Here is a 25,992-nt window from a genome sequence, read left to right as displayed (position 1 = left end):
GGCGATGAGGATCAGTCCCGCGGCGAGGAGCATCCAGCGCATACCGGGTTTGACGTAGCGCAGGTAGGTGTTCGAGGTCGCGAGCTGGACCACCGCGGCCCCGACGAACACCATGACCAGGCCGGCGACATTCCGCTTCACAGTAACCGCCATCCGACGACCAGGCTGGCGAGGATGGCGATCACGAATGTGGCCGGCGCGAATCGGACGGCGAAGCGGGGACCGAACGTCCCGGTCTGCAGGGCGATCAGCTTCACGTCGACGATCGGTCCGACCACCATGAACGCGAGCCGCGCGGTCAGGCTGAACTGGGTGAGGCTGGCCGCGACGAATGCGTCCGCTTCGGAGCAGATCGCCAGCAGTACGGCGAGCAGTCCGAGGATCAGTACGGACAGCAGCACGCCTAGGACGAGGAACGGCATGGCCTGGATCGTGACGCCGACGAACATCGTCGCCCAGGTCCGGATCCCGTCACCGGTGAACACCCCGGTGAAGATCCGCCGCCCGAACAGTGCCAGCCCGACCAGCAGGACGAGCGTCGCAGTGAACGCGATCGGGGACCCGGACGCTTTCTTCTCGGCGGTATCGGTCACGCGCGGCATCGTGGCACACAGTGTGGCGGAAATGAAAACCAGTGTCGTTGTCAGCAATCTCGATGTGGCAGTGTGGAGGGTATGGATGCCGACGTGGTGCGCGCAGTCAATGACCTCACCGCTCGCTGGGCCCGCACGCTTCCGGCGGGGAACACCGTCGTATCCGGGCTCGGTCTGTGGCCGCTGCTCGCGATCCTGGCCACCGCTGCCGATGAGCCCGGTCGCGCCGAGCTGGCTGCTGCCGCGGGGGTCGAGGCCGCCGAAGGATCGTCCGATGCGCTGGCGCTGGTTCGGGCAATCGAGGACTCGGCCGATCTGCACGCGGCGCTGGGCGTCTGGGTGCATGAGCAACTCAAGCTCGCGGAGTCGTTCGACAGCGTCGTGCCGGCACCACTGATGGGCACGCTCACCGGTCGCGCCGCCATCGACAAGCCCAAGCTGGACGCCTGGGCCGCCGAGCACACCAACGACTTGATCCGCGAGATGCCGGTCGAGATCAACCCCGACGTCATGCTCGTCCTCGCCTCGGCGCTGTCGCTGCGCACCACCTGGGTCCGCCCGTTCACGGAGCAGATCAAGAACGTCCAGGCCGGCCCGTGGGCGGGCGGCCGGTGGCATTGGCTGGAGCGCGTCGACAGCGATCTCGACGCAGTACGGCGGTACGACGACCTGACCGTGATCACGGTTCGCGGCGACGCGGATGTCGACGTACTGCTCGGAGTCGGATCGGGTTCGCAGCCGGAGATGCTCGCGGGCCTTCTCGGTGCCGCGGCGCGCCCGGGTGACGGCGTACCTGGGAGTGCGCTGATCGATCAGGGGGAGCCCGGTGCGGAGCTCGCTGCAGGCTTGAGGGTCGGGCAGACCACCGCACCGCGGCCGGATCTGAGGCTGACGCTGCCGTCGTTCACTGTGGAGGCCGAGCATGACCTGCTCGAGTTGCGTGAGCTGTTCGGGCTGACCACGGTCACTGCGGATCCCGGGGACCACGGCCACTTCAGTGCGATCAGTCCGGTGCCGCTCGCCGTCGGGCAGGCCAAGCAGAAGGTGCTGGCACGGTTCTTCGCGACCGGGTTCGAGGCGGCTGCGGTCACCTCGATGGCGATGGTCCGCGCCTCGATGCCGACCCGCCAGGCCCGCCGACTCGAGGTCGCGTTGGACCAGCCGTTCGCCTTCACCGCAGTACTGCGGGAGTCGCGGCTGCCGATCGTCGCCGGCTGGATCGCAACGCCTACAGAGCCCGGAGACTGAACAGGCGGTTCAGCAGCGCGGACGCCTCGTCCACGCCCACCTGGTCGCCGGTGAGCAGCAGGTCGAACAGCAGACCGCGAGACGCCGCGAGACCGAGCCGCGCGTACGCCGGCGCATCCTCGGGCGGGATGCCCGCACGGATGCACAGCTCGATCACCGGCGGGAGCCAGACGTTGATCAAATCAGCCTTGAGCGCCTCGGTGTGCGGGCGATTCTGCATCGCGTGAGCGCTCAGCTCGAAGAACAGCGGACCGTAGATCAGCGCCGCCTCGGTGACGCGGCGCCAGAACAGGTCGTTCTGCTCCTCCACCGGCAGATCTGTCGCCAGCACCTCGGCCAGCAGGTCGCGCTGCTGTTGCTCGACGGTCCGGACCACTTCGGCGAGCAGCCCCTCGCGGGAGCCGAAGTGGTAGATCAGCATCCGGTGGCTGGTGCCGATCGAGCCGGCGATGCTGCGCAGACTGGCGTCGCCGATCCCGTTCTTCGCGAAGTGCTCGACGGCGCCGGCCAGCAGGGTCTGTCGACTCACGCCTGTTCGCTCACCTCTTTGAGCTTCACTGCCTCTGTCTCGACGTAGCTCTTGGTGAGGCGGGCGTAGAGCTTGCCGAAGAGCCAGCCGATCGGGCCCTCGTGGATGATCGTCGCCGTCACCACCGTGCCGTCGGGTGTCCCGACGACGCGGTGACCGCCGATCGTCTTGATGCCCGGAGCCTTCGAGACCCACTCGAAGTACTCGCCCTCCTTGAGGTCGGTCACCTCCCAGACCGCGACCGGGAGCTTCGGCTGCCGGATCCGGGTCTTCGCGCCGATGTGGATGCGGCCGGCATCGAGCCGCTCGACAGAGTCCATGGTCGGCGTCCACTCGGGCCACCGCTCGACGTCGCTGTACACCTGCCAGACCCGCTCCTGCGGAGCCTGGACCGTGATGGAATGATCGAATCGCATGTACCAAATGGTACATCAGGTCCTCGTCAGGCTTTGCCGGGCGTCTGCGGTGGCTTCACCGGCGCCAGGTAGGGTCTGGGGCCATGGCTGACCAGAACGTCCCGCAGAACGTCGAGAACGAGCAGGACCCGGGCGCGAACACCCAGATGTTCCGCGCCTTCGTGAACGAGGGCCAGGCCGAGGCCACCACCGAACCGAAGGTGAACGGCCGGGTGCTGGCCGTCGTCGGTGCCGCCGTGGTGCTGATCGCGGTCATCGCCGCGATCGCCGTCTTCTGAGTCCTTTGACCCTGATCCCGGTCGACGTCGTCCGGGTCTTCACCGACCCCGACGGACGCTTCGGCAACCCGCTCGGCATCATCGACGGTGCCCTCGTACCGCCCGCGGACCGGCTGCGGGTGGCCGCCGAACTGGGGTACAGCGAGACCGTGTACGTCGACGACGCCGCGTCCGGCACGATCCGCATCTTCTCCGCCACCACCGAAATGCCCTTCGCGGGCCACCCGACCGTCGGCGTCTCCTGGTGGCTCCACTCCCAGGGCCACCCCGTCGACACGCTGCGAGTGCCTGTCGGTGACATCCCGGTCACGCGGCAGGGCGACCTGTTCGCCGTACGAGCGGACACCGCCTGGGGCAGCGACTGGGACTGGCAGGAACTCGAGTCCGCCGAGGCCGTCCTGGCCGCCGACCCAGCGTCCTACACCGCCGGTCACTCGTATCTCTGGGCCTGGCTGGACGAATCTCGCGGCTTGATCCGCGCCCGCGCCTTCGCGCCCGCCATGGGCGTCCGGGAGGACGAGGCAACAGGCTCAGCCGTGACTCAACTGACCGCCCACCTGGCCCGCGACCTCCACATCATCCAGGGCGGAGGCTCCCACCTCTACACCACTCACCTCCCGCCCGGCCACGCCACAGTCGCCGGGCAGGTCGTCGCCGAAGCCTCCCGCACCGTCACGATCTGAGCGCCTGTTCGGGCGGGGATTTCCGCATCCGTTGACGGTTGTGGGGGCGCGGATGGAGCATGGGTGCTCGGCTAGTTGGGGAGGTTCTGGTGGCGGAGGTTGTCAGGGCTGGGTTGGTGCAGGCGTCGTGGACCGGTGACAAGGAGTCCATGATCAAGGCCCACGAGGACTACGCGCGGCAGGCGGCTGCGGCCGGAGTCCGGGTGTTGTGCTTCCAGGAGTTGTTCTACGGGCCGTACTTCTGCCAGTTGCAGGATCCCAAGTTCTACGAGTACGCCGAGTCCGTGCCGGGGCCGACGACCGAGCGCTTCGCCGCGCTGGCCAAGGAACTCGGCATGGTGATGGTGCTGCCGGTCTACGAGCAGGAGCAGCCGGGGGTGCTGTACAACACGGCGGCCGTGATCGATGCCGACGGCAAATACCTGGGCAAGTACCGGAAGAACCACATCCCGCAGGTGAAGGGGTTCTGGGAGAAGTTCTACTTCCGGCCCGGCAACCTCGGCTACCCGATCTTCGACACCGCGGTCGGCCGGATCGGCGTGTACATCTGCTACGACCGGCACTTCCCGGAGGGCTGGCGTGCGCTCGGGCTGGCCGGGGCGAAGATCGTGTTCAACCCGTCCGCGACCAGCCGGGGGCTGTCGGCGTACCTGTGGAAGCTCGAGCAGCCGGCGAGCGCGGTGGCCAACGAGTACTTCATCGGCGCGATCAACCGGGTCGGCATCGAGTCCGACTTCGGCGACAACGACTTCTACGGTACGTCGTACTTCGTCGACCCCGAGGGCAAGTTCGTCGGGGACGTCGGGCACGACCACGATCCGGAACTCATCGTCCGGGACCTGGACCTGAGCCTGCTGGACACGGTCCGCGACCGCTGGCAGTTCTACCGCGACCGCCGCCCGGACGCGTACGGCGACCTGACCAAACCGTAGGACGAACCGTCTCGAAGGGGAATACGGCATGACGTTGCTGGTCAAGGGTGGGACCGTCGTCGGGCCGACCGGGACGCAGGTTGCGGACGTCCTGGTCCAGGGCGAGAAGATCGTCGCCCTGCTGGATCCGTCGTTCAGCCAGTCGATCACTCCGGACGAGGTGATCGATGCCGCGGGCAAGTACGTGATCCCGGGCGGGATCGACGCGCACACGCACATGGAGATGCCGTTCGGCGGCACGTCGGCGAGCGACACGTTCGACACCGGGACCCGGGCGGCGGCCTGGGGCGGTACGACGACCATCATCGACTTCGCGATCCAGCGGACCGGTGAGGTCGTGCAGGACGGGCTGGCCGCCTGGCATGCCAAGACCGAGGGCAACTGTCACATCGACTACGCGTTCCACATGATCCTCGGCGGGGTCGACACCGACGCGCTGAAGGCGATGGACCAACTGGTCGCTGACGAGGGCATCACCAGTTTCAAGCTGTTCATGGCCTACCCCGGGGTGTTCTACTCCGACGACGGCCAGATCCTGCGGGCGATGCAGACCGCGCGGGAGAACGGCGCGCTGATCATGATGCACGCGGAGAACGGCATCGCGATCGACGTCCTGGTCCAGCAGGCGGTGGCCCGCGGCGAGACCGACCCGATCTACCACGGCATCACCCGCCCGGCCGCGCTCGAGGCGGAGGCGACGAACCGCGCGATCGCCCTGGCCGAGGTCGCCCGGGACTGCCCGCTCTACATCGTCCACCTGTCCGCGAGCCAGGCGCTCGAACACGTAGCGGAGGCCCGGGACCTGGGCCGCAACGTGTTCGCCGAGACCTGCCCGCAGTACCTGTATCTCACTCTCGAGGACCAACTCGGCGCGCCCGGGTTCGAGGGTGCGAAGTGGGTCTGCTCGACCCCGCTGCGCAGCAAGCACGAGTCGCACGCGACGGACCTGTGGAAAGGGTTGCGAAGCAACGATCTGGCGATCGTCTCGACCGACCACTGCCCGTTCTGCATGAAGGACCAGAAGGAGCTCGGCCTCGGCGACTTCTCCAAGATCCCGAACGGGATCGGCGGCGTCGAGCACCGGGTCGACCTGATCTACCAAGGTGTGGTGGACGGTCAGCTGTCGCTGGAGCGCTGGGTCGAGACGATCGCGACGACGCCGGCCCGGATGTTCGGGTTGTATCCGCAGAAGGGGATCGTCGCGCCCGGCTCGGATGCTGATCTGGTCGTCTACGACCCGAACGCGACCACCCGGATCAGCGTCGACGCGCACCACATGAACATGGACTACTCGGCGTACGAAGGGGTCGAAATCCAGGGCCGGGTGGGCACGGTGATCTCGCGCGGCGAGGTGATCGTGGCCGACGGCAACTACCATGGCCGGAAGGGCCGGGGGAAGTTCCTGCGGCGCGGCCTGTCGTCGTACCTGCAGTAGAACGAGGGGGAAGACCGTGGACTTCGGAGTGGTGTTCCAGTGTGATCCGCCGGCGTCCGCGGTCGTGGAGCTGGCGCGGAAGGCGGAGGACGCGGGGTTCGACTACGTCTGGACGTTCGACTCGCACCTGCTCTGGCAGGAGCCGTTCGTCATCTACAGCCAGATCCTCGCCGCCACGCAGCGAGTGATCGTCGGCCCGATGGTGACGAACCCGGGCACCCGCGACTGGACGGTGATCGCGTCCCAGTTCGCCACGCTGAACGAGATGTTCGGCAACCGGACGATCTGCGGGATCGGCCGCGGCGACTCCGCCCTGCGCACGCTCGGCGCGAAGCCCGGCACGATCGACCAGATGAAGGAATGCGTCCACGTGGTCCGCGCGCTGGCCCGCGGCGAGACGGTCGAGTATCGAGGCCAGCAACTCAAGTTCGCCTGGGTCGACAAGGGCGCCCTGGACGTGTGGGTCGCGGCGTACGGGCCGAGGGCGCTGGCCGCGACCGGTGAGGTCGGCGACGGCTACATCCTGCAACTCGCGGACCCTGACATCGCGGCGTGGATGATCACAGCGGTACGTCGTTCTGCCGAGGAGACCGGCCGTGATCCCGCGGCCATCAAGTTCTGCGTCGCGGCACCGGCGTACGTCGGGGACGACCTGGAGCACCAACGCGAACAGACCCGCTGGTTCGGTGGGATGGTTGGCAACCACGTGGCCGACATCGTCGGTCGTTACGGTACGTCGGGCGCGGTGCCGAAGGCGCTGACCGATTACATCGAGGGCCGGAAGGGCTACGACTATGCCGAGCATGGGCGGGCCGGAAACACCCACACCGCCTTCGTCCCGGACGAGGTGGTCGATCGCTTCTGCATCCTCGGCCCGGTCGACCAGCACATCGCCCGGCTGAACGAGCTGAACGCGCTCGGCGTCGACCAGTTCGCGGTCTACCTGCAGCACGACGGGAAGGAAGAGACGCTCGCGGCCTACGGCAAGGACGTCATCCCGGCGTTCTGAAGCCGTTCCGCTGCTTGGGCCAGGCGCTGGCCTGTGGCTGTCACCTGGTGGTTCTGCGAGGGTGAGGTCCAGCTGAATCCCAGCTGAGCGTGCCGAGGGCTGTAATGATCGGGCCGCTTCGGACAGAAGCTGGACATGAGAGCTTTCCGCCGATCACTCCTGCCGATGGCTGTGACGTTGTTCGTCACAGCCATCGGTCTGTCCTCCCCATCCGCTGCCGCGCCGCCTCCGGCCGTTCAGCCGGCCGGGCTCGATCGCACGGTCACCCTGATCACAGGTGACCAGGTGCAGACCTCCCCGGATCTGCGCCAGGTCCGGTTCGTCCCCGGCCCGGGCCGCCGGAACGTTCGCTTCTCGATCCACCGGACGCCTGGCGCCGTCTTCGTCGTACCGTCCGACGCCGGCCGGTTGATCGCCGACGACCGGCTCGACCGGCGGCTGTTCGACCTTCGCCAGATGGTCAGCGACGACGACAGCCTTCCGCTGGTCGTCACGTCCTCCAGGCCGACGTCTGTCCGGGTCCCGAAGGCCAAGGCCGCCGACCTGTACGCCGAACTGGCCGGCACCCGCCGGCCCGCGGTGCCCGTCAGCAAGATCTGGCTCGACGACGGACACGCCGCGCCGCCCGGTGGCTCATCCGTCAAGTTGCCGGTGGTGCCGAGCACCGAGTCGATCGAGTACGACGAGCAGCGCTGGCCGCACACCGACGACAAGCCGCAGGACAAGACCGTCACCTACACCAACGACGGTGAGGAACCGGTCCAGCTCGAACTCGAGGCCGTACTGACGGCGCCCGACGGCAAACCGGCACCCGCGTCCGCGGTGAGCTTGAGCGCGTCGTCGCTGACCGTTCCGGCCCATGGCACCGCTCAGGTCGTCGTCACCTCGAACACCAACCACGCCGGGCCTGACGGGCTGTACACCGGCAGACTGACGGCGCGACTCGCCTCCGGTGACACACTCACCACCACTCTCGCCGTACAGCGCGAGGTGGAGAGCTACGACCTGACCGTCCGTCACCTCGACCGGACCGGCACGGAGACGTCGGACTACTACGACTTCCTCGTAGATCGCGACGCGACCGAGGAGCACGACGGCTCTCAGCTCTTCCTGGGGGGTGACGGCAGCGAGTACCAGTTGCGGGTTCCCAAGGGCCGCTACCTGCTGGAGTCCTGGTTCGGCACCGAGACCGACCGCAAGGAATCGACGGACCTGGTCCTGCCGCAGCTCGACATGACGGCAGATCGAACGATCACACTCGACGCCCGGCAGGCGAAGCCGGTCAAGATCTCGGTCCCCGACCAGCGCGCCGGCAACGACTTCACCTTGGCTTCCTACGAGTTGGTGACGCCGCTGTTCACGTACGGTGGCGGAGTCGGTGGCTTCGGCGATCCGGTCCTGTTCACCGGCCAGGTGGGTGCGTCGGTGCCCGGCCTGACCAGCAACATCCACAGCGAGTTCGCCGTCGGCGCGCCCGATCCGGAAGGCGGGTACACCGACAGCCCGGTGGTGTACCACTTGCACTGGGGGAAGCTCGACGGGACCTTCGACGGATTCACCAAGGCCGTTCGGGACAGCCAACTGGCGACACTTCAGCCGACGATCACCGCCGGCGCCGAGCAGACGACGGCAGTGTGGTCGGCCCTGCGGGTGTCGCCCAGAGTCGGCATCGACTTTCTCGAGGCCTACAAGTACACCAAGCTTCCCGCCACTCCGATCGTCCGGATGACCGTGGCCGACGACTTCCGCTGGCAGCCTCGGGTGCAGTACCTGAGTGACACCGCTCGGGCCGGATTCACTCAGTCCGCGGTCGACTGCCGGGCCGGCCGGACTTGTGCCAGTCAGTGGGGCGACACTGTCGTGACGCCGGTCGTAGCTGACGCCCGCCTGCTGGAGTTCCAGTCCCTCGACGCCGTGAACCACACTGACCTGTCGCGTGCGGGTGACGTCCTCACGCTCTCCGCTGCGGGCACCGACGGGTCCGGACACATCGCGAGCAGGACCGGTACGTTCACGCTGAGCCCCGACGGAGGCACCCACGTCAAGGTCCCGAACGACGGGACTGCGGCGGTCGACGTCTCGCCGGACGAGGCGACGTACAAGCTGGATCTGGTGACCATGGGGTCGCCGCTCGGTGTGTCCACCAGGACCATCAGCTCGTGGCGGTTCACGTCAGGTACGACGGCCACCAAGACGGCCCTGCCGTTGTGGACGGTCAAGTACGGGAGAGGTACGCCGAAGGTGCTGCCGTTCGAGCTCAAGCCGTTGCTCGGAGCAAAGGTCGGCACGCTCACCGCCGTCGGCCTGCAGACGTCGACCGACGACGGCGCGACCTGGCAACCGGCCAAGGTCCGCCGGACCGGCCCCAACCGGTACGTCGCCGAGGTCACCGCCCCGGCGGACGGGAAAACGGTGTCGGTGCGAACCACCGTCGCCGACAGTCACGGCAACACGCTCGACCAGGCGTACACCGTGCGGCACTGACCGCGCGACGGATGGCCCCGGAGCCCGGGGTCATCCGTCGTCAGGGGTTCGGGGTCCAGCGGTAGGCGCCTGGGAGGAGGTCGGTGGCCAGGACGGAGCCGATGCCCTCGGCGGTGGGCAGGATGACGCGGATGCCCGGGTGGTAGTCGACGAGGACCTGGCGGTCGCGTCCGCAGGGGCCGACGACGCCGCGGCCTTCGTTGCCTACGGCCACGATTGTGGTGAGCTCGCGCGCACCTTCCGCCCGGGCTCGGCCGAGCGCCACCAACTCGGCGCACGGGCCGCCGGTGAAGTGGTACAGGTTGATGCCGGCGTACATCCGTCCGTCCACACCGCGCACCGCGGCGCCCATCGTGTAGACGCCGTCCGGTCCGTCGGTGTTCGCGTCCACGGTCCGGCCGGCCAGTTCGATCAGTTCGCGGTCGTCATCGGTGAGTGGGTGCACGGTGATCATGCACCCACTCTGCCATCCGGTCAGCCGGCGATGCGCTTGAGTTCCGCGTCCACGACAGACTTGACCGTCTTGATCTCGGTGGCCGGATCCGATCCGCTGCGGATGATCCGGTTGAGCGCGTCGGAGTACGCCGAACTGGACTTGGGCGACCACAGGATCGGGGTCTGGGCGTGGCCGTTCTCGTTGACGAACGTGACCGCGTCGGCGGCCGGGCCGGACTTCAGCTTCTCCGCCTTCGCGGCCAGGCTCTTGCGGGCCGGGATGTGGAAGCCGTACGACTGGGCGAAGTCGAGCTGCTTGTCGGTCTGGCCGACCCACAGCCATTGGACGAACTTCTTCGCCGCGTCGACGTTCTTCGACTTCGCGTTGACGCAGGAACCGTAGGCGCCGACCGGGACGCTCGGCTTGCCGGTGGTCGCGTTCAGCTTCGGCCACGGCAGTACGCCGTAGTCGTTGGGGAACGCCTTCTCGATCACCGGTAGTGTCCACAGGCCGGTGAACTGCATCGCGGTCAGCCCCTGGGTGAACGCGGACGGGTCGGACCAGTCGGTTGGTGCCCCGAGCAACAGAGTCTTCGAGGTGAACAACTCGCGCAGCTTGTGCAGCGACTCGACGGCGGCCGGGTCGTCGAAGCCGAACTGGTTGTCGTCGGTCAGGTAGTCCAGGCCGGCCGACCAGAGCGCCGGTCCGCCGAGCACTCCGACGCCGCCATCGTTGCCGACGAACAGGCCCTTCACCTTGTCCGTCGTCAGCGCCTTGGCGGCGGCCTGCAGCTCGTCGACTGTCTGCGGCGGCTGAATGCCGGCCGCGCTGAGCAGGCTCTTACGGTAGACGAGCAGCTGCATGTCGGTGACCTGCGGGATCGCGTAAAGCTTGTCCTGGTAGGACATCCGGGCGATCAGCGACGGCGTGAAGTCGTCCTTGGTGTCGCCGGGCAGATCGGTCAGCTCGACCACCTGACCCGCCTTGATCATGTCGATCGTCGGACCGTTGACGTACTCGAACACGTCCGGACCCTGGTCGGTCAGGAGCGCGGTAGCGGTCTTCTTGTCGTAGTCGCCCGGCGACCACTGGATGCCGACCGTCGCGTCCGGGTACTCCTTCGCGTACTTCTCCACCGCCTGCTGCGTCCCGGCCTCGCCGTACTGGTGATACCACTGCTGAAGAGCCGGCTTGTCCCCACCGCCACCACCCGAAGGCCGACCGCTGTCCGACCCGCACCCAGCCACCGCCAAAGCCGCCAGCCCACCACCAGCCGCCAGCACCCTCCGCCTACTGATCCCAGCACCCACCATCACAGTCCTCCATCCGCGCAGTCCCACAGCCCGCGCACCACAGAAGACCCTACGGCCGGGATTGGGTCGGGAAGGGGCAATTCCACCCCGCAACGATCTGATGACTTTGTGATCCAGAGGATATCCAGATATATATACGGACACATACCGTCGTATATATGAAGACGATGATCGATCTGGACGACGAGGCGTTGGCGCTGGCCGCGAAGGAGTTGGGGACAGTGACGAAGAAGGACACGGTCAACGCCGCACTTGAGTTCGTGGCCAGACGACGAGAACGGATCGAGGCGCTCCTGGACGACCCGTTCGCGCTCGGTGCCGGGCCGGACATCGACGACCCCGACATCAGGCGTGAGGCGCGTCGTTGACCACGGTTGCGTCGGTCGGCAAGCTCTACCTGATCGATACCTCGGCGCAGGCGCGTGCCCGGCATCCGGCGGTGCGATCGATCATCGCAGGGCTGATCGTCGACCGGGCAGCGGCGACCTGTGTCACCGTCGATCTCGAAGCCGGCTACTCGGGACGTGATCACTCCGGCGTGAAGACGATCAGCGAGCGCCGGCGATCGCTGTACGTCAATCTGCCGATCAGCGAGGCGATCGCCGAGCGTGCCCGCGAGGTGCAGGTCCGGATGGCTGCCCGCGGCCATCACCGTGCCGCTGGAGTGGTCGACCTCCTGACCGCGGCCGTCGCCGAGCAGCACGGCGCCGTGATCCTGCACTACGACGCCGACTTCGAACACATCTCCGCTGTCACCGGCCAGCCTCACCTGTGGGTGTCCCCGCGAGGAACGCTCGACTGAGGTACGCTCGCGGCATGTTTTCTTCCCGTGACTAGAGATGGCTCCTGCGCTGGTTGGCGCGGTTGAGCCCTGTCCTTGTGGATCTCTAGGAGCGAAATCATGTCCGGCACTTCTCGTGCCGGGAGCTACCGTGATGTTTTGCTGCTGCCGTTGGCGTTGCGCACGTTTGTGCCGGCGTTGTTCGGGCGGTTGGCGTACGGTCTGCTCCCGTTGTCCTTGCTGTTCACTGTCCAGCATTCCACCGATTCGTTCGCGACCGCCGGGACGGCTGTCGCGTTGTTCGGCCTCGCATCGTTGTCGATGCCCTACAAAGCCCGCCTCGTCGACCGTTTCAGCCAGCGTCGCGTCCTTCCGCTGCTGGCCGCCGGCTCATCCGTCGCTCTGGTCGCATCGACTCGTACGGCGGACAGCGTGGTACTGCTGCTGGTCGGTACGGCGGGAATCCTCGCACCACCGTTGGGACCGTCGATGCGGTCGAACTGGCGGCTGCTCACCGACGGCACCGGCCTGAAGGAACGGGCCTACGCGCTGGACGCAGTCTGCGAGGAATCGCTGTATCTGGGCGGTCCGCTGCTCGCCGGCGTACTGATCAGCGTCGCATCCGCCCGGTCGGCGCTCACCTGTTGCGCCGTCCTCATGCTCGCCGGGACCATCCTCATGGTCACGAGCCCGATCACAACCCATACGACCGCTGCGCCGCCCGACCGCCACCCGTTGGGGCCGCTCACGATCCGGCCGTTGCGGCGGATCCTGCTCGTCATCATGGTCACCGCGTCCGGCGTCAGCATCGCTTACTTGTGCGTGGCCGGTGTCGCCCAGCGTGCCGGCAACCCCGGCGCGGCCGGGTACGTCGAGGCAGGCATCGGTCTCGGCAGTGTCGTCGGCGGACTCCTTTGGGCCCGCCGGAAACACACGCGGTCCTGGCCGATCCACCTCGCCGGACTGATCGGCGTACTCGCCATCGGACTGTCGGCCGCGTCGCTTGCGCCTAACCTGGTCGTGCTCGGGGTCGTGATGGCGGTCGCCGGTCTCGCCGTGGCACCGCTGTTCGTGGTCGCCTACCTGGCCGCAGACGACGTCACGCCGGCGCACCAGCGCACCGAGGCGAGTACGTGGATCAACACGGCCAACAACCTCGGCAGCTCGGCCGGCTCAGTGCTTGCCGGGCTGGCGATCGACCGGGCGTCGCCGACCCACGGGTTCCTGGCCGGCGGCGTACTGCTGGCGGTCGTCGCAGTGACGGTGTGGCGGTCAGGCGTCGGACAGGCGGGCGATGGTGGCCGACGCCCGGCGGACGATCGGGACCGGGCCCTCGGGGAGAACGTCGCCGATGAACGTGTAGTGCTTCAGGATGTCGGGGTCGACGCCTCCGGGACGGTGCCGGCTGTGGTCGCGGACCCAGTCGATGATGTCGCCCCAACCGGGGGCCGCGAGCGATCCGCCGAAGTGCTGGACCGACAGGCCCGCGCACAGGTTGCCGAAGGCGAGGCGGTGGGCCAGCGGCCAGCCGCGGAGGGTGCCGAGGACCAGTGACGCCAGGAAGACGTCGCCCGCACCGGTCGGGTCGTACGACCGGACCGGTAGGGCGGGGACCTGCTCCTCCTCGCCCGTAGCGGAGTCGATCGCGAGTACGCCGTCCGCGCCGTTGGTGACCACCGCGAGCGGGACCCGATCGGCCAACTTGTGCAGCGCGGCCTTGGGTGTGTCGGTGCGGGTGTAGGCCATCGCCTCACCCGCGTTCGGCGTGAACGCGTGGAAGCCTTCCAGTACGTCGAGTACTGCGGGGGACCACTCGTCGGTCGGGTCCCAGCCGACGTCGCCGAACAGCAGCGCACCGGACTCTCGCGCCTCGACGGTCCAGCCGGGCAGTTCGTCGGCGACCGGCACGATCGCGGACCGAGTGTTCAGGCCCGGGCCAACCAGCTTGCTCGGGTCACCCGGGGCCTCGTGGGCGTGGGTGACCATCGCGCGGTCGCGGTCGATCGACATCGAGACGGTGACTGGGGAGTGCCAGTGGCCGATCCGGCGGGAGTGGGACAGATCAACACCCTCCTGGTCGGCCAGGGTGCGCCAGCAGAAGTCGGCGTACACGTCGTCGCCGAAGACGGCCGCGAGACCGCTCTTCAGGCCGAGGCGGGCGGCCGCGATGGCGAAGTTCGCCACCCCACCCGGGCAGGAGCCCATGCCCTCGGCGAAGATCTCGGTCCCGGTGGTCGGCGCGGACTCCAGGCCGGTGAGCACGATGTCGAGGAACACCGTGCCTTGCACGAACACGTCGTACGCGTCGGGTTCGTCGGTCACGGTGACACTGCTCCTTGTCATCCTTGGTCGGTCGCTGGTCGCTGGTCGCTGGTCGCTGGTCGCTGGTTGCTGGTTGCCCGGTTGCTTGGTGCCGGGCGGTTCTGTCGGTGCCGGGTGGAATGCTCCTTCGTAGCATCATCGACCGGTCATCACCACGGGTTTGGGAGGACGTTTGTGAGTGGCGGGGCGTGTCCATGATTCCGACCTGGATCTCGGTCGTGGGTGTGGTGATGACCGTGCTGAGCCCGCTGCTGGCGCTCGGTGGTGTGTTCCTGGGCTCGTACCTGACCCGGAAGTCGGATCGTGAGCTCGATGTCTGGCGGCACCGCGAGGAGACGATGCGGATGGTCCGGTGGGCGGTCGAGCAGATCCTCGAGGGCGACGAGGCGGGGACGGACGCCGGCGTCGTGACCCTGCGTTCACTGATGCGGTCGGAACTGTTACAGGCCGAGGACTACGACCTGGTCGCCGCGCTGACCGCGTCCGTAGCGATCGACCGGGTCGGTCCGGCCGCGTACGCTGATATTGCGGATGCTGATATCGAGGTCGTCGAGGGAGACGAGGAGCATGGCTGAGAAGAAGACCGTGAGGGTCTCCCGTCAGGCCGTCGAGTTGGCCCGCCTGCACGTGGAGGCCGCGCGCAAAGCCGGCCGGAAACCCGAGCCCGGGGTGGCCCGCATAGCAGGCGCCCGCCCCGACAACGGCAACGGAGCCTCCCCCGCCCCCGCCTGACCTGTGGATAAGTCCCCCGCCAAATCCGGTGGGACGGATACGCTCAAGCAGGAAGGACAGGGGCGAGGCCGGCGCCGGGTGGTGCACCGGGTATCGGACGTAGGTGTTCGGAGCGGCACGTCTGGTCGGCGCCACGCCGTTGACCACCTACACTGATTCGCGGCCGCTCCGGTGGCGTACGGTGCCATGGTGGTTACCGTTGCGTCGCTCCCTGTTCCCGACCACGGCCGGATAGACCCGTGATCCGCTTCGAGAATGTGTCCAAGACGTACGAGGGCCAGTCCAAGGCCGCTCTGCTGAACGTCAACGTCGAGATCGAGAAAGGCGAGTTCGTCTTCCTGGTCGGCACCTCCGGGTCCGGCAAGTCGACGTTCCTTCGTCTGGTCCTGCGTGAGCATCGGACGACCCGCGGTCACATCATGGTGGCCGGCAAGGACCTGAACCGGCTGGCCAGCTGGCGGATCCCGCAGATGCGCCGCCAGATCGGCACCGTCTTCCAGGACTTCCGGCTGCTGCCGAACAAGACCGTCGCGGAGAACGTCGCGTTCGCGCTGCAGGTGATCGGCAAGCCCCGGTCGCACATCCGCAAGACGGTCCCCGAGGTGCTCGAGCTGGTCGGCCTGGACGGCAAGGAGGACCGGCTGCCCGACGAGCTGTCCGGCGGTGAGCAGCAGCGGGTCGCGATCGCCCGCGCGTTCGTGAACCGGCCGATGATCCTGATCGCCGACGAGCCGACCGGAAACCTCGACCCCGGGACGTCGGTCGGCATCATGAAGCTGCTCGACCGGATCAACCGGACCGGTACCACGGTCGTGATGGCCACCCATGACGTGTCGATCGTCGACCAGATGCGCAAGCGCGTGATCGAGCTGGAGAACGGTCATGTCGTCCGTGACGAGTCGCGCGGCGTCTACGGCTACCAGCACTGAGACCGCTGCCTGAGTACAGGGACTGACTGAAGAATGCGCTTGAACTACATCCTCTCCGACCTCGGCATCGGCCTGAAGCGGAACCTCTCGATGACCATCGCGGTCGTCGTCACCATCTGGGTCTCGCTGTCGCTGTTCGGCAGCGCGCTGCTCGCCCGCGAGCAGGTCGACCTGATGAAGGGGAACTGGTACGACAAGATCCAGATCTCGGTCTTCATGTGCACCAAGGACTCCGGCGGCCGTGGCTGCGCCGGCGCCGAGGTGACCCAGGAGCAGAAGAACCGGATCCGCCAGGTGATCGAGTCGAACCCGGACACCGCGCCGGACGGCGTGTTCGGCGAGTCGAAGAAGGAAGCGTTCGAGTCGTTCAAGAAGCTGTACAAGGACTCGCCGATCGTCAGCACGGTCACCGAGGACCAGATGCAGGAGTCCTTCCGGGTCAAACTGAAGGATCCACAGCGCTATCAGAACCTGGTCAGCGCGGTCAGTGGCTTACCCGGCGTCGACACGGTGCAAGATCTCAGGCAGTACCTCGATCCGTTGTTCAAGGCACTCAACGGGTTGCAAGTCGGCGCGCTGGTCGCGGCGGGATTGCTGCTGGTGGCCGCTTTGATGCAGATCTCGAACACGATCCGCTTGGCGGCGTACGCCCGGAGACGGGAGATCGGCATCATGCGCCTGGTCGGCGCCTCGAACTTCTATATCCAGCTACCGTTCTTGCTGGAGGCGGTGCTGGCCGCCTTGATCGGCGCGGTCCTTGCCTGCGGCACCTTGTGGGTGTTCGTGTACGTCGTCGTGATGCAACGGGCCGAGGAGACGTTCCGGGTCTGGCAATGGGTCGGCGCCGCGGAAACCTTCCGGGCGACGCTGATCATGGTGGTGGTCGGACTGATCCTCGCCGTCGTCCCGACATTCCTGACAACCCGGAAATACCTCAAAGTCTGACCCGGGTGACTTATCGTGCAATAGCAGCATCACCGCACGACAACTCAACCCAGAGCAAGGGGTCGACCTGTGGTCCCGCACTTCCCCGGTGCGAACCCGCGTCAGCGGGGGAGCATCAAGCGAGACGACAGCACCGGCACCACCGCCACGCCGTACCAGCGATCACGTAGCAGACCGCCGGGACGGCAGACGGTCGTTGCCGCATGCTGCCTTGTCCTGTCCCTGTCCGCCGGAGTCCTGGCGGCGGTTCCGTCTGCCCAGGCGGACCCGCCCGATCCAGCCGCCAAGAAGAAACAACTCGACTCGCAGATCGGTGCGCAGAAGGCCGATCTCGCCGAGGCGTCCGACCAGCTCGGCAAATCCGTTGCCGCGTACAACCAGGCCGAGGCGAAGTACAAGGTCGTCCAGGTCAAGTACGCCGCCGCACAGGGCCAACTGGCGGCCGCGAAAGCCGCCGATGTGGTTGCCGCGAGCAAGCTCCAGGCCGCCGAGCAGGCGCTGACGTCGGCGGTGGCCGACGTCGCGGCGGGCGAGCAGCAGATCATCGAGAAGCGGGCCGTCGCCGGTCGCGCGGTCAGATCGGCGTACCAGCAGCAGACCGGCCTGGTCGGGCTGACGATCGCGCTGCGCGGTGCGTCGCCGGCCGACATCGCCACCGGGATGCAGGTGCAGCGCAACGTGTTCGGCATCCAGGGCAACGCGATCACCAACCTGAACAACGCGCAGGCGCAGCTCGCGAACAAGCGGGCCAAGGTCGCCCTGGCCGAGAAGACCGCGGCCGCTGCCCGGGCCGAAGCGGCTCGTACGGTCAAGCAGGTCACGGCGCTGACCAAGCAGGTCGCGGCCGACAAGGCTGAGGCCGCCGCGGTCGCCCAGGTGAAGCTGGTCGCGTTCAAGGCCGCGGAGCGCGAGAAGAACACCGAACAGGCGCAGTACAACGCCCTCGTCGCCGAGCGGAGCCGGGTCGAGCAGATCCTGATCGCCCGCGCGAAGGCCGAGAAGGCCGCGGCCGCACGCAAGAAGGCGGCCCGGGAGAAGGCCGAGCGGGAGAAGGCTCGCAAGGAAGGGCGGCCGCCGCGGAACATTCCGGACGACCCCGGAGGCGGCGGGCTGAGCTACCCGGTCAGCAGCTACATCACGTCGCCGTACGGAATGCGGTTCCACCCCGTGCTGCACTACTGGAAGCTGCACGACGGCACGGACTTCCGCGCCCCCTGCGGTACGCCGATCCGCGCGGCGGCGAGCGGGCGAGTGACGGACAAGTACTACAACGGTGGTTACGGCAACCGGCTGTTCGTGTCGCACGGAGTGATCGACGGCAGCTCCATCACCACGGTCTACAACCACTTGTCGCGGTACAAGGCACGCGTCGGCGAGCACGTCAGCAAGGGCGAGATCATCGGGTACGCCGGGACCACGGGGTACTCCACGGGCTGCCATCTGCACTTCATGGTCTACCAGGACGGCCGGGTGGTTAATCCGATGAAGTGGCTCTGAGCAGTCTGAGATACTGGTCGGATGGTGAAACAGACCGGCCAGCAGAAGCCGATCGCGCAGAACCGGAAGGCGCGACACGACTACCACATCGAGGACGTGGTGGAGGCCGGGCTGGTGCTGACCGGGACCGAGGTGAAGTCCCTGCGGCAAGGCCGGGCCTCCCTCGTCGACGCGTTCGCCGCTGTCCGCGGTAGCGAGTTGTGGCTACAGGGCATGCACATTCCGGAGTACAAGCACGGGACCTGGACCAACCACGAGCCGCGCCGGACCCGCAAGCTGCTGCTGCACAAGGACGAGGTGCAGAAGCTGATCCGGGCCGTCGAGCAGCAGGGCGTCTCGCTGATCCCGCTGTCGCTGTACTTCAAGGACGGGTACGCCAAGGTCGAGCTCGCCACCGGGCGAGGCAAGAAGGACTACGACAAGCGGCACGCGCTGGCCGAGCGCCAGGCCGACCGCGAGGCCCGGCGCGCCCTCTCGGAGCGCACCCGCCGCCGCGACTGAGGGGCCTGGGTAGGCAGGGCTGAGGGCTGCCTGGGGTCGGCTCAGGGGTGGCTGGGGGCTGCACCCGATGGGGCGGACGCCCTCCGGCGCGCAGAGTGGATGCATGTCCACTTCAGACCTGCTGGTGACGCCGGCCCAACGGGACCGCGCCGTCGAGATCCTGAAAGAAATGTACGCCGACGGCCGGCTGGACCACGCCGAGTTCGACACCCGGTTGGAGCTGGCTCTGAAGGCCCGCACCCGTGCCGAACTCAACAGCACCTTCGACGGACTCGTGTCCCGGCCAGTCCCGACGTACGCACCCGCCGCCTTCACCCGGCCGGCCCCGGTGCAGCAGTACTCCGGCGACGGCCGGGGGATGGGGACCGTCGCGCACTGGCTCGGGTACCCGACGTTCTTCGTCGGCCCGGCCATCGTGGTGGCGACCTCGGGCCAGAAGAACCCTGCCGTCCGCAGGCACGCGGTGGAGGCGCTGAACTTCCAGCTGAGCGCGTTCGGGGCGTTCGCGCTGCTGGGGATCATGACAGGGGTGACGGAGGGCTTCACCGGGTTCCTGTTCCCGATCCTCGGCATCCTGTGGTTCATCCTGACCGGGATCGGCGGCCTCGCCACCGCGGTCGGCACGAACTTCCGCTACCCGTTCACGCTGCGTCTGATCAAGTAGTGCCTCTACCCTGGCAGGCATGGCTGTTCCTGTCGGGGCGCGGTGGGAAGTCACGGCGTTCCTAAGCCTGACCGCGGCCACCGGGTTGATCGACGCGGTCAGCTACCTGAAGTTCGGACATACCTTCGTCGCGAACATGACCGGGAACGTCGTCTTCCTCGGCTTCGCGGTGTCGCCGGAGTCGGGGTTCCGGCTTGGTCCGCCGATCGCGGCCGTACTCGGGTTCGTGCTCGGCTCGCTCGCCGGCGGGCGAGCCGCGCGGGCGATGGAGTCGCGGCCTCGGCGGTGGCTGGCGTCGGCCTTCGGGGCGCAGACGATCTTGTTGTGGCTGTGCGCGTTGCTGGTCGGGGTCGGCGTACTCGAGGAGTCGGGCGGGACGTCGTACGTGCTGATCGTGGCGCTGGCAGCTTGCTTCGGGCTGCAGAACGCGACCGTCCGGCATGTCGCGCCGCGGGATATGACGACGACGGTGCTCACGCTGACGCTGACCGGGCTGGCAGCGGACAGCGTCCTCGGCAACGGTCGCTCCGTGAAACCTCACCGCCGGCTGGGGTCGATCGCCGCGATGCTGGTCGGTGCGGCGGTGGGGGCGTTGCTGCTCCGATGGACCACCGGGTGGGTGATCGCTCTGGCCGGGCTGATGGTCGCGGGCGCCGCGGTCATCTTCCTCCGCGCGCCCGAGGCGTCGCCGGCCGCTGACCGTGTGTAACGGGAATGTCGGGTGCGGGTCGCCTGTTGGACTTGGTAGTGTGGATCTTCCACCGCCCTGCGGGACCGGTGGGAGTTTGACAACTCAACAGGGGGTGAACGGTTTCGACTTTGGACGTCTGTTCCAAGGGAAGCGGGCCGAGGATCCAGGGTTATCTCGTTAACGATCTCTGGAAACCAATAACTGCCAATAACCAGCGCAGTAGCTTCGCTCTCGCCGCCTGACGGCCTGAGCACTTAAAGAAGCGGTCAGCCCGGGGATGCTCCCGCCCCGGCTCCTGGCCTCATTTAGGGAGCTTGCTGCACTAGCCCGGTCACGGGGCTGGTGTGGGACATTTACAGTGACTGAGCCTGTCAGCGACGTGTCTGTGAGAGCGCTGGGGCTGAGAAAACGCCTAACAGACTGCGCCCGGAGAAGCCTTGAAACACCGCCGAAGGACGCGGGTTCGATTCCCGCCACCTCCACCCCTGTGAGTACAAGAAGGCCGGTCCCCTTGGGACCGGCCTTCTTGCGTGCAGGTTCCCCCCACGCGACCGCTACGCGCGCTCCTACCGTCGCGTGCTCGCGGCCGCTTCCACCCGCCCCCTTTCCTTGCTTGCGCCGGACTCCTTCGTCGCCCGGCTTGCGACTGCCATGGGGTCTCGTCCCACGATGATTGGCTGTGACGACTCGATTGGGGCCGCACCGATCCGGGATGAACGGACGACGGCCCCAACACCACCGACCACCCTCTCGGCCACAGCACTCCGGTCCCTAGTCGACCGAGGAAGCACGTCTTGGCGACTCCACGGTGCTCTCACAAGCGGGCGACGCAGGAGTCCGCGCAGAGCAAGGAAGGGGCGGGTGGGAGCGGCTGCGAGCACGCGACGGCAGGAGCCGGCGTAGCGGACGCGTCGGGGTGAACCACCAGCCGGCAATCACGGGAGCGCGTCGGGGCTTAGGTGTTGAGGGTGGTGCTGGGGGATTGGCCGTAGGCGGTTCGGTATTGGTTGGCGAAGCGGCCTGGGTGGTGGAAGCCCCAGTGGGCGGCGATGGCGGTGACGGTGGTTTGGGTGGGGTCGGCGGCTTGGAGGTCGGCGTGGGCTTGGGCCAGGCGGACTTGGCGGAGGTAGGCCAGTGGGGTCGTGTCGAGATGCCTCCGGAACGCGAGTTGGATGGCTCGGTTGGTGACGCCGGCGGCGGTGGCGATATCGGCGATGGTGAGGTCGCGCTGGGGGTTCGCCTCGATGTAGCTGATCGCTCGGCGGAGGGTGGCGGGGTGGGCGTCGCGGCGGTTCTCGGCGGTGCGGTCGGTGCGGGTGTTGTTGGGGACCGTGGCCAGGACCATGGCGGCGAGGAACTGCGTGATGGTCGTGGAGATGAGGGGTTCGGAGACGAGAGCCGGGTTGGTGAGTGTCTGCGTGTGCACGTAGTCGATCGCGTCCCGCAATTGCCGCCGGGCCGCGGTCGTGGCGGGGCGGTGGCTGTGGAAGCTGAGCGCCGCGGGCCTTCGCCCCTCGAGTGCGGTCGCGGCAACCCGTTGCAGGACGGTGGGGTCGAGCATGAGGAGGAGCTCGCGCGGGTGCCGCAGCCTGCCCGTGAGCCCACGCTCTCCAGGCGGCAGGAGCAGTACGTCGCCCGGTCCAGCGGAGTACTCCGGGATCTCAACTCCACCGGAACGAAGGCTGCACAGAATGTAGTGGTCGAGCGGATCGGCACGGTAGGACAGATCGGCCCCGAGCTGGAACTCGTCGCTGGTCAGCCCGGGGAGGAAGGTTCGGACGATCCGGGTCCGGGTCGGTACGCCGTTGAGGCCGGACAGGTTCACCCGCGTGTATGTCTCGGACAGAAAGGCCTCGATCTCGTCGATCGTGGTGCTCTCGAAGACGACAGCCATCGCAGCTCAGCAACCCTCCTGGAGGGTCCGGCCTGGGCTGCGACCGTAGGCGGCGTGGTACGAGGCGGTGAATCGGGGGACGGAAAAGCCCCACCGGAAAGCGATCGTGCCGACAGTGACGCCGCTGGCGGGGTCGGTCGTCTGCAGGTCGTGGTGCGCGTGTTCAAGCCGGATCTGTCGTAGGTACTCGAACGGCGTACATTCCAGATGCCGGCGGAAGGCGTACTGGAGTGCACGGGCGCTCGTACCGACGGCCGCCGCGATGTCGTTGACGCCGATCGGTTCGGCGGCATGCGCGTCGATGTAATCCACGGCTCGTTGTACGGACGCCGGCGTCACCCACCCGGGTGAGGGGGCGTACGCGACCCGCAGCGTCGCGTTCGGGAAGACCGCGAGCATCGACGCGATGACGTGCGTGTGCAGTTGCTGGGCGACCAACGGACTGTCCGCGGACGACGGTGCGTCGGTCAGGACGCGGTGGACGTAGTGGCTCACCGACTGCCAGTACCCGCTGAGCCGGGCGTTGAGCGGCAGCCCGGTGCCCAGCCAGAAGTCACTGGGCGGTACGCCGTGCGCCGACTCGGCGGCCTCCTCGAGATCGCCGTAGCTGACCCGCGTCCCGATCGAGTCGAACGGCGGAAAGTCGAGCGTCATCGGGTCGTCCGGCGCACGCATCAGCGAGCCGCCGGCTGGGACCCGCAACTCCCCGCTCGGGACGGTCGCGACGGCCGGTCGCGAGAACCAGACAACGAGCGGTTCCTTGTACGGCTCCGTGTCCACCGCGAAGCCCAGGCCGATATGCCATCGATCGGAGCCCAACGGTCCGCACTGCGTCGTCTCGATCGTCACTGCCCCGGTGGACGGCTGGCCGCCGGCGACTCGCGGACTGGCGGAAGGAAAGATGGCATCCAAGGCGTCCACGACGGCGTCCGACCCCTCGCCGAGCATGAAACCTCGTACGACACCACCAATTCGGGTGCCGTCGGCTGCCGTCACGTTGTCAACCTCCACGAGGACTTCCTCCGAAGCTACGCCCACACACCACGCAGCGAAACCGGACAACCCTCATGGATCGAGCGGCCATGGACAGTGCTGGAACCGGCGCGCATCCTGAAAGCGGTGGGGTCGGGGGGCCCGGGCAAACCGGAGCCATGACCGCGCCAAGGGGGCGATTGGCATGGACAGAGCCGAACGAGGTCATCAACGCAACGAGGACGTCGAACAGATCGACATCGCGCAGGCTCCGGCAGTTCGATCAAATATCACAGCGGCGAAGTTCACCGGGATCGTCTTCATCGTGGCGACCGTGGCCTTCATGGTGGCCGCGACGGTGCTGTCGATGACGTTCGACTGGCCCGACATCCTGCGTCAACCGGCGGATGTGGTGTTGCCCGAGTACGTCGACGGCGGCACGAGCCTGGTCTGGACGTGGTTCGCGGTCGCCTGGACGTACGCGATCCTCGCCGTACCGATCCTGTTGCTGCCGACTGCGCTGAAGCGCCGGGACGACGCGGCTCTGCGGGTCGCGACCTGGGCGGGCGCGGCGTCTGTGCTGCTGGCGCTGATCGGATTCCTGCGCTGGGTTTTCGTAGTACCGCCGCTTGCCGACACGTACGTCAACGGCGACACGGCTACGCGTACGGCGGTCGCCGCGGCGTGGACCGCGCAGCATCAGTACGGCGGCGCGCTACTGGGTGAGCACCTGGGACAACTCCTGGGCATCGCGTGGTCGGTCACCGTCAGCATCATCATCCTGCGAACCAAGGTGATGCCGAGATGGGCAGGCTGGCTGGGGCTGCTCGCCAGCGTGCTGTACTTCACCAACCAAGGCGACATTCTCGCCACCGCGATCCCCAGTTTCCCGGTCTGGGACCTCGGCGGCCTCCTCGGCAGCTACCTGTGGGCAATCTGGCTACTAGTACTCGGCGTACTGCTCCTTCGCCGGCCGAACCCGCCGGCCAACTCCTAGACCATGCCGTTCTGAATCTCCGCGCCCGGACGGCTCAGTTCTTCCGCGCCTCTCAGCGATAGTCGCGGAATGTACGGCGGAGGTCGTCGGTCCACTCGGTGGGGAGTTCCCACGGGATGAAGTGGCCGCCGCCTGGGTGGGCGGTCAGGTTGACGTGGTTGTACCACTCGGCGCGGTCGCTGTTCAGGAAGTTCTGGACGCGTTCCTCGGGGGTGCTGACGCCGGGCGGGTCCTCGTGGCCGACGAACGTGATGCCTGTGGGTGCTTCGATGGCCGGCGTACGGTCGTGCGACGGCGTCCACGGGTAGCGGTTGTTGTTGGCGTAGGTGCGGATCGAGGTGTCGATCGCGTTGCCGGCCCAGTAGATCGTGGCGTTCGTCAGCAGGTCGTCGTCGCTGAACGCCTTGTCGCCGCCGGACCAGCTCAGCCACCGCTCGAGGATCCACGCGAGCATGCCGGCCGGTGAGTCGGCGAGGCCGAAACCGAGGGTGCTCGGGTCCAGGACATGCGTGGCCAGGTGGGCCGCGAACCGCCGTTCCAGCTCGATGATCCGGTCGTGGATCGCGGGCGGCAGGTTCGGCGGGATCGGGTTGCCACCGCTCAGGTCCCAGCCGCGGTCGCCGTTGAAGAACGTGAGTTTCAGGCCCGAGCCGATGTGGATCGCGTAGAGCTCATCGGCGTACTTGTGGCCGAGTTGCCCGGTGACGAGCGCGCCGACGTCGCACCCGGCGGCGGCGTACTTCGGGTACCCGAGGACGCCGGTCATCAGGTCGTGCCAGACGTCCGCGATCTTCCAGAAGTTCATGTCCGGCTGGTTCGTCAGCGGTGTCGAGAACCCGAACCCGGGCAGCGACGGCACGATCACGTCGAACGCGTCGGCCGGATCACCGCCGTACGCCGCTGGATCCGCGAGCGGACCGATCACCTTCGACCAGTGCCAGAACGTCCACGGCCAGCCGTGGCTCAGGATCAGCGGAATCGGTGCCGGCCCGACACCGGGCTTGCGCATGAAGTGGACAGGTACTCCGTTCACGTCGACACGGTAATGCTCGAAGGCGTTGATCGCCCGCTCGGCGGCACGCCAGTCGAACCCGTCGGCCCAGTACTCCACCAGTGCCTGCAGTTGAGTACGACGTACGCCGTAGAAACCGTCGTCGTTCCCGGCGTCGAGCGGCCACTTGGTGGCGGTGAGCCGGCGGCGCAGGTCGTCGAGGACGTCGTCCGGGACGTGGATCGGGCTTGGTTCCAAGGGAAAGCTGGTCATAGTCGCTCCTCAGCGGCGATCTCGGTCAGCCGGGTCAGCACGTCGATGGAGCTCGCGAGTACGTCGCGCTCCTCGGGCGTCAGCCGGTCGACCAGGCGGGAAAGCTTGGTGACCCGTTCGGTATGGCGGGACCGTACGACCTGCCGGCCGGCGCGCGTCAGCGACAGCAGCATCGCGCGGCCGTCGGTCGGGTCGGGGCGGCGTTGCAGGAGGCCGTCCTGCTCGAGCTTCGTGACCAGGCTGGTGAGTGCCGGCTGCTTGAGCTGCTCGGTCGCCAGCAGATCGGTCAACCGGAGTGTGCCGCTGCGCGACAACGTGTGCAGGACCGACAGCGTCGAGAAGTTGAACCTGCGCACCGCGGGCAACCGGATGAAGATCGGGTTGAAGTCCTCGATGGCTGTGGTCAGCCGCTCGACATCCACCTCTGCCGCCATGCCGGAACCGTAT

28 protein-coding genes, 1 other RNA gene and 1 pseudogene are annotated in these 25,992 nt (G+C 67.5%); 20 read left to right on the top strand and 10 right to left on the bottom strand.

Annotation, left to right across the window (positions count from 1 at the left end; translation table 11 throughout):
• Nucleotides 1-137 precede the first annotated feature (137 nt).
• On the bottom strand, nucleotides 138-593 hold the full coding sequence (locus tag E0H75_RS43735; protein WP_238163404.1) for a permease: 456 nt from the start codon (nucleotides 591-593) through the stop codon (nucleotides 138-140).
• An 81-nt stretch (nucleotides 594-674) separates the two neighbouring features.
• On the opposite strand from E0H75_RS43735, the gene E0H75_RS32990 reads away from it, so the two are divergent.
• On the top strand, nucleotides 675-1,841 hold the full coding sequence (locus E0H75_RS32990; protein ID WP_131517594.1) for a serpin family protein: 1,167 nt from the start codon (nucleotides 675-677) through the stop codon (nucleotides 1,839-1,841).
• Here E0H75_RS32990 and E0H75_RS32985 read toward each other — a convergent pair.
• Nucleotides 1,822-2,370, bottom strand: coding sequence for a TetR/AcrR family transcriptional regulator (locus E0H75_RS32985; protein ID WP_131517593.1), 549 nt, complete (start codon nucleotides 2,368-2,370; stop codon nucleotides 1,822-1,824). The genes E0H75_RS32990 and E0H75_RS32985 overlap by 20 nt on opposite strands.
• A complete protein-coding gene (locus tag E0H75_RS32980; RefSeq protein ID WP_131517592.1) occupies nucleotides 2,367-2,786 on the bottom strand; it encodes an SRPBCC family protein in 420 nt (139 codons plus the stop codon). The genes E0H75_RS32985 and E0H75_RS32980 overlap by 4 nt, the downstream gene beginning before the upstream one ends.
• Before the next feature lie 83 nt (nucleotides 2,787-2,869).
• Here E0H75_RS32980 and E0H75_RS32975 point away from each other — a divergent pair, with 83 nt between their 5' ends.
• The 6 genes from E0H75_RS32975 (at nucleotide 2,870) to E0H75_RS32950 (ending at nucleotide 9,607) form a co-directional block, all read left to right on the top strand.
• A complete protein-coding gene (locus tag E0H75_RS32975; protein ID WP_131517591.1) occupies nucleotides 2,870-3,064 on the top strand; it encodes a hypothetical protein in 195 nt (64 codons plus the stop codon).
• A 5-nt stretch (nucleotides 3,065-3,069) separates the two neighbouring features.
• Nucleotides 3,070-3,747, top strand: a complete 678-nt coding sequence (locus E0H75_RS32970) for a PhzF family phenazine biosynthesis protein (RefSeq protein ID WP_131517590.1) — start codon at nucleotides 3,070-3,072, stop codon at nucleotides 3,745-3,747.
• Nucleotides 3,748-3,836: 89 nt separating this feature from the next.
• Nucleotides 3,837-4,679 (top strand): nitrilase-related carbon-nitrogen hydrolase, encoded by an 843-nt coding sequence (locus E0H75_RS32965; protein ID WP_131517589.1) that lies wholly within the window; start codon nucleotides 3,837-3,839, stop codon nucleotides 4,677-4,679.
• Between the two features lie 28 nt (nucleotides 4,680-4,707).
• Nucleotides 4,708-6,114, top strand: coding sequence for a dihydropyrimidinase (gene hydA / locus E0H75_RS32960; protein WP_131517588.1), 1,407 nt, complete (start codon nucleotides 4,708-4,710; stop codon nucleotides 6,112-6,114).
• A gap of 16 nt (nucleotides 6,115-6,130) precedes the next feature.
• Nucleotides 6,131-7,123, top strand: coding sequence for a TIGR03842 family LLM class F420-dependent oxidoreductase (locus E0H75_RS32955; protein WP_131517587.1), 993 nt, complete (start codon nucleotides 6,131-6,133; stop codon nucleotides 7,121-7,123).
• Between the two features lie 165 nt (nucleotides 7,124-7,288).
• Nucleotides 7,289-9,607 (top strand): hypothetical protein, encoded by a 2,319-nt coding sequence (locus E0H75_RS32950; protein ID WP_131517586.1) that lies wholly within the window; start codon nucleotides 7,289-7,291, stop codon nucleotides 9,605-9,607.
• 40 nt (nucleotides 9,608-9,647) lie between these two features.
• Here the strand turns inward: E0H75_RS32950 and E0H75_RS32945 are convergent, their stop codons facing one another.
• Together E0H75_RS32945 and E0H75_RS32940 are read right to left on the bottom strand one after the other, a co-directional pair.
• Nucleotides 9,648-10,061 (bottom strand): cytidine deaminase family protein, encoded by a 414-nt coding sequence (locus tag E0H75_RS32945; protein WP_131517585.1) that lies wholly within the window; start codon nucleotides 10,059-10,061, stop codon nucleotides 9,648-9,650.
• Nucleotides 10,062-10,081: 20 nt separating this feature from the next.
• Nucleotides 10,082-11,356: an ABC transporter substrate-binding protein gene (locus E0H75_RS32940; protein ID WP_131517584.1), complete on the bottom strand. Its 1,275-nt coding sequence runs from the start codon at nucleotides 11,354-11,356 to the stop codon at nucleotides 10,082-10,084.
• Nucleotides 11,357-11,514: 158 nt separating this feature from the next.
• On the opposite strand from E0H75_RS32940, the gene E0H75_RS32935 reads away from it, so the two are divergent.
• The 3 genes and pseudogenes from E0H75_RS32935 to E0H75_RS44860 form a co-directional block, all read left to right on the top strand.
• Entirely contained in the window at nucleotides 11,515-11,724 is a 210-nt protein-coding gene (locus E0H75_RS32935; protein ID WP_202873291.1) for a type II toxin-antitoxin system VapB family antitoxin, read from the top strand.
• Nucleotides 11,721-12,158: a PIN domain-containing protein gene (locus E0H75_RS32930; protein WP_202873290.1), complete on the top strand. Its 438-nt coding sequence runs from the start codon at nucleotides 11,721-11,723 to the stop codon at nucleotides 12,156-12,158. Before E0H75_RS32935 ends, E0H75_RS32930 begins: the two co-directional genes overlap by 4 nt.
• Nucleotides 12,159-12,257: 99 nt before the next feature.
• A pseudogene (locus tag E0H75_RS44860) lies at nucleotides 12,258-13,397 on the top strand (MFS transporter); the annotation flags it as partial.
• 12 nt (nucleotides 13,398-13,409) lie between these two features.
• On the opposite strand, the gene E0H75_RS32920 reads toward E0H75_RS44860, so the two are convergent.
• The gene (locus tag E0H75_RS32920) at nucleotides 13,410-14,459 is read right to left on the bottom strand and encodes a carbohydrate kinase family protein (protein ID WP_238163403.1); all 1,050 of its coding nucleotides are present in this window, start codon (nucleotides 14,457-14,459) and stop codon (nucleotides 13,410-13,412) included.
• Between the two features lie 194 nt (nucleotides 14,460-14,653).
• Between E0H75_RS32920 and E0H75_RS32915 the strand changes: the two genes are divergently transcribed.
• The 9 genes from E0H75_RS32915 to ssrA all read left to right on the top strand — a co-directional run bounded on the left by E0H75_RS32915 (nucleotide 14,654) and on the right by ssrA (nucleotide 20,903).
• Complete coding sequence (locus E0H75_RS32915; protein ID WP_238163402.1) at nucleotides 14,654-15,034, top strand: hypothetical protein; 381 nt, start codon at nucleotides 14,654-14,656, stop codon at nucleotides 15,032-15,034.
• Nucleotides 15,027-15,191 carry a hypothetical protein gene (locus E0H75_RS43280; protein ID WP_165554185.1) on the top strand — a complete coding sequence of 55 codons (165 nt, stop codon included), beginning with the start codon at nucleotides 15,027-15,029 and terminating at the stop codon, nucleotides 15,189-15,191. Before E0H75_RS32915 ends, E0H75_RS43280 begins: the two co-directional genes overlap by 8 nt.
• A gap of 239 nt (nucleotides 15,192-15,430) precedes the next feature.
• Nucleotides 15,431-16,120, top strand: a complete 690-nt coding sequence (ftsE, locus tag E0H75_RS32910) for a cell division ATP-binding protein FtsE (RefSeq protein WP_131364582.1) — start codon at nucleotides 15,431-15,433, stop codon at nucleotides 16,118-16,120.
• Between the two features lie 33 nt (nucleotides 16,121-16,153).
• On the top strand, nucleotides 16,154-17,065 hold the full coding sequence (gene ftsX / locus E0H75_RS32905) for a permease-like cell division protein FtsX (protein ID WP_131364580.1): 912 nt from the start codon (nucleotides 16,154-16,156) through the stop codon (nucleotides 17,063-17,065).
• A 69-nt stretch (nucleotides 17,066-17,134) separates the two neighbouring features.
• Nucleotides 17,135-18,562, top strand: a complete 1,428-nt coding sequence (locus E0H75_RS32900) for a M23 family metallopeptidase (RefSeq protein ID WP_131517581.1) — start codon at nucleotides 17,135-17,137, stop codon at nucleotides 18,560-18,562.
• Nucleotides 18,563-18,583: 21 nt separating this feature from the next.
• Nucleotides 18,584-19,063: an SsrA-binding protein SmpB gene (gene smpB, locus E0H75_RS32895; RefSeq protein WP_131517580.1), complete on the top strand. Its 480-nt coding sequence runs from the start codon at nucleotides 18,584-18,586 to the stop codon at nucleotides 19,061-19,063.
• Nucleotides 19,064-19,166: 103 nt separating this feature from the next.
• Complete coding sequence (locus E0H75_RS32890) at nucleotides 19,167-19,727, top strand: DUF1707 and DUF4870 domain-containing protein (RefSeq protein WP_238163401.1); 561 nt, start codon at nucleotides 19,167-19,169, stop codon at nucleotides 19,725-19,727.
• 19 nt (nucleotides 19,728-19,746) lie between these two features.
• Nucleotides 19,747-20,436, top strand: coding sequence for a YoaK family protein (locus E0H75_RS32885; protein WP_131517578.1), 690 nt, complete (start codon nucleotides 19,747-19,749; stop codon nucleotides 20,434-20,436).
• Nucleotides 20,437-20,526: 90 nt separating this feature from the next.
• Nucleotides 20,527-20,903, top strand: a transfer-messenger RNA (tmRNA) gene (gene ssrA, locus E0H75_RS32880).
• 470 nt (nucleotides 20,904-21,373) lie between these two features.
• Here ssrA and E0H75_RS32875 read toward each other — a convergent pair.
• Nucleotides 21,374-22,312 (bottom strand): AraC family transcriptional regulator, encoded by a 939-nt coding sequence (locus E0H75_RS32875; RefSeq protein ID WP_131517577.1) that lies wholly within the window; start codon nucleotides 22,310-22,312, stop codon nucleotides 21,374-21,376.
• 6 nt (nucleotides 22,313-22,318) lie between these two features.
• Nucleotides 22,319-23,323, bottom strand: a complete 1,005-nt coding sequence (locus E0H75_RS32870) for a helix-turn-helix transcriptional regulator (protein ID WP_131517576.1) — start codon at nucleotides 23,321-23,323, stop codon at nucleotides 22,319-22,321.
• A gap of 166 nt (nucleotides 23,324-23,489) precedes the next feature.
• On the opposite strand from E0H75_RS32870, the gene E0H75_RS32865 reads away from it, so the two are divergent.
• On the top strand, nucleotides 23,490-24,281 hold the full coding sequence (locus tag E0H75_RS32865) for a DUF4386 domain-containing protein (protein WP_131517575.1): 792 nt from the start codon (nucleotides 23,490-23,492) through the stop codon (nucleotides 24,279-24,281).
• 52 nt (nucleotides 24,282-24,333) lie between these two features.
• On the opposite strand, the gene E0H75_RS32860 is transcribed toward E0H75_RS32865, so the two are convergent.
• Nucleotides 24,334-25,545 (bottom strand): epoxide hydrolase family protein, encoded by a 1,212-nt coding sequence (locus E0H75_RS32860; RefSeq protein ID WP_131517574.1) that lies wholly within the window; start codon nucleotides 25,543-25,545, stop codon nucleotides 24,334-24,336.
• Complete coding sequence (locus E0H75_RS32855; RefSeq protein WP_131517573.1) at nucleotides 25,542-25,979, bottom strand: MarR family transcriptional regulator; 438 nt, start codon at nucleotides 25,977-25,979, stop codon at nucleotides 25,542-25,544. Before E0H75_RS32855 ends, E0H75_RS32860 begins: the two co-directional genes overlap by 4 nt.
• Between the last annotated feature and the right edge of the window lie 13 nt (nucleotides 25,980-25,992).

The sequence above is a fragment of the Kribbella capetownensis genome, assembly GCF_004331485.1.
Classification (GTDB): Bacteria; Actinomycetota; Actinomycetes; order Propionibacteriales; family Kribbellaceae; genus Kribbella; species Kribbella capetownensis.
This window is presented reverse-complemented; position numbering and strand designations above follow the sequence as displayed.

Excerpts from the sequence above, each read along its gene's own strand:
- E0H75_RS32990 (WP_131517594.1), top strand. The coding sequence starts at position 675 with ATGGATGCCGACGTGGTGCGCGCAGTCAATGACCTCACCGCTCGCTGG.
- E0H75_RS32980 (WP_131517592.1), bottom strand. The coding sequence starts at position 2,786 with ATGCGATTCGATCATTCCATCACGGTCCAGGCTCCGCAGGAGCGGGTC.
- E0H75_RS32975 (WP_131517591.1), top strand. The coding sequence starts at position 2,870 with ATGGCTGACCAGAACGTCCCGCAGAACGTCGAGAACGAGCAGGACCCG.
- hydA (WP_131517588.1), top strand. The coding sequence starts at position 4,708 with ATGACGTTGCTGGTCAAGGGTGGGACCGTCGTCGGGCCGACCGGGACG.
- E0H75_RS32950 (WP_131517586.1), top strand. The coding sequence starts at position 7,289 with ATGGCTGTGACGTTGTTCGTCACAGCCATCGGTCTGTCCTCCCCATCC.
- E0H75_RS32945 (WP_131517585.1), bottom strand. The coding sequence starts at position 10,061 with ATGATCACCGTGCACCCACTCACCGATGACGACCGCGAACTGATCGAA.
- E0H75_RS32940 (WP_131517584.1), bottom strand. The coding sequence starts at position 11,356 with ATGGTGGGTGCTGGGATCAGTAGGCGGAGGGTGCTGGCGGCTGGTGGT.
- E0H75_RS32935 (WP_202873291.1), top strand. The coding sequence starts at position 11,515 with ATGAAGACGATGATCGATCTGGACGACGAGGCGTTGGCGCTGGCCGCG.
- E0H75_RS32915 (WP_238163402.1), top strand. The coding sequence starts at position 14,654 with ATGATTCCGACCTGGATCTCGGTCGTGGGTGTGGTGATGACCGTGCTG.
- E0H75_RS43280 (WP_165554185.1), top strand. The coding sequence starts at position 15,027 with ATGGCTGAGAAGAAGACCGTGAGGGTCTCCCGTCAGGCCGTCGAGTTG.
- ftsX (WP_131364580.1), top strand. The coding sequence starts at position 16,154 with ATGCGCTTGAACTACATCCTCTCCGACCTCGGCATCGGCCTGAAGCGG.
- smpB (WP_131517580.1), top strand. The coding sequence starts at position 18,584 with ATGGTGAAACAGACCGGCCAGCAGAAGCCGATCGCGCAGAACCGGAAG.
- E0H75_RS32890 (WP_238163401.1), top strand. The coding sequence starts at position 19,167 with ATGTCCACTTCAGACCTGCTGGTGACGCCGGCCCAACGGGACCGCGCC.
- E0H75_RS32885 (WP_131517578.1), top strand. The coding sequence starts at position 19,747 with ATGGCTGTTCCTGTCGGGGCGCGGTGGGAAGTCACGGCGTTCCTAAGC.
- E0H75_RS32875 (WP_131517577.1), bottom strand. The coding sequence starts at position 22,312 with ATGGCTGTCGTCTTCGAGAGCACCACGATCGACGAGATCGAGGCCTTT.
- E0H75_RS32865 (WP_131517575.1), top strand. The coding sequence starts at position 23,490 with ATGGACAGAGCCGAACGAGGTCATCAACGCAACGAGGACGTCGAACAG.
- E0H75_RS32860 (WP_131517574.1), bottom strand. The coding sequence starts at position 25,545 with ATGACCAGCTTTCCCTTGGAACCAAGCCCGATCCACGTCCCGGACGAC.
- E0H75_RS32855 (WP_131517573.1), bottom strand. The coding sequence starts at position 25,979 with ATGGCGGCAGAGGTGGATGTCGAGCGGCTGACCACAGCCATCGAGGAC.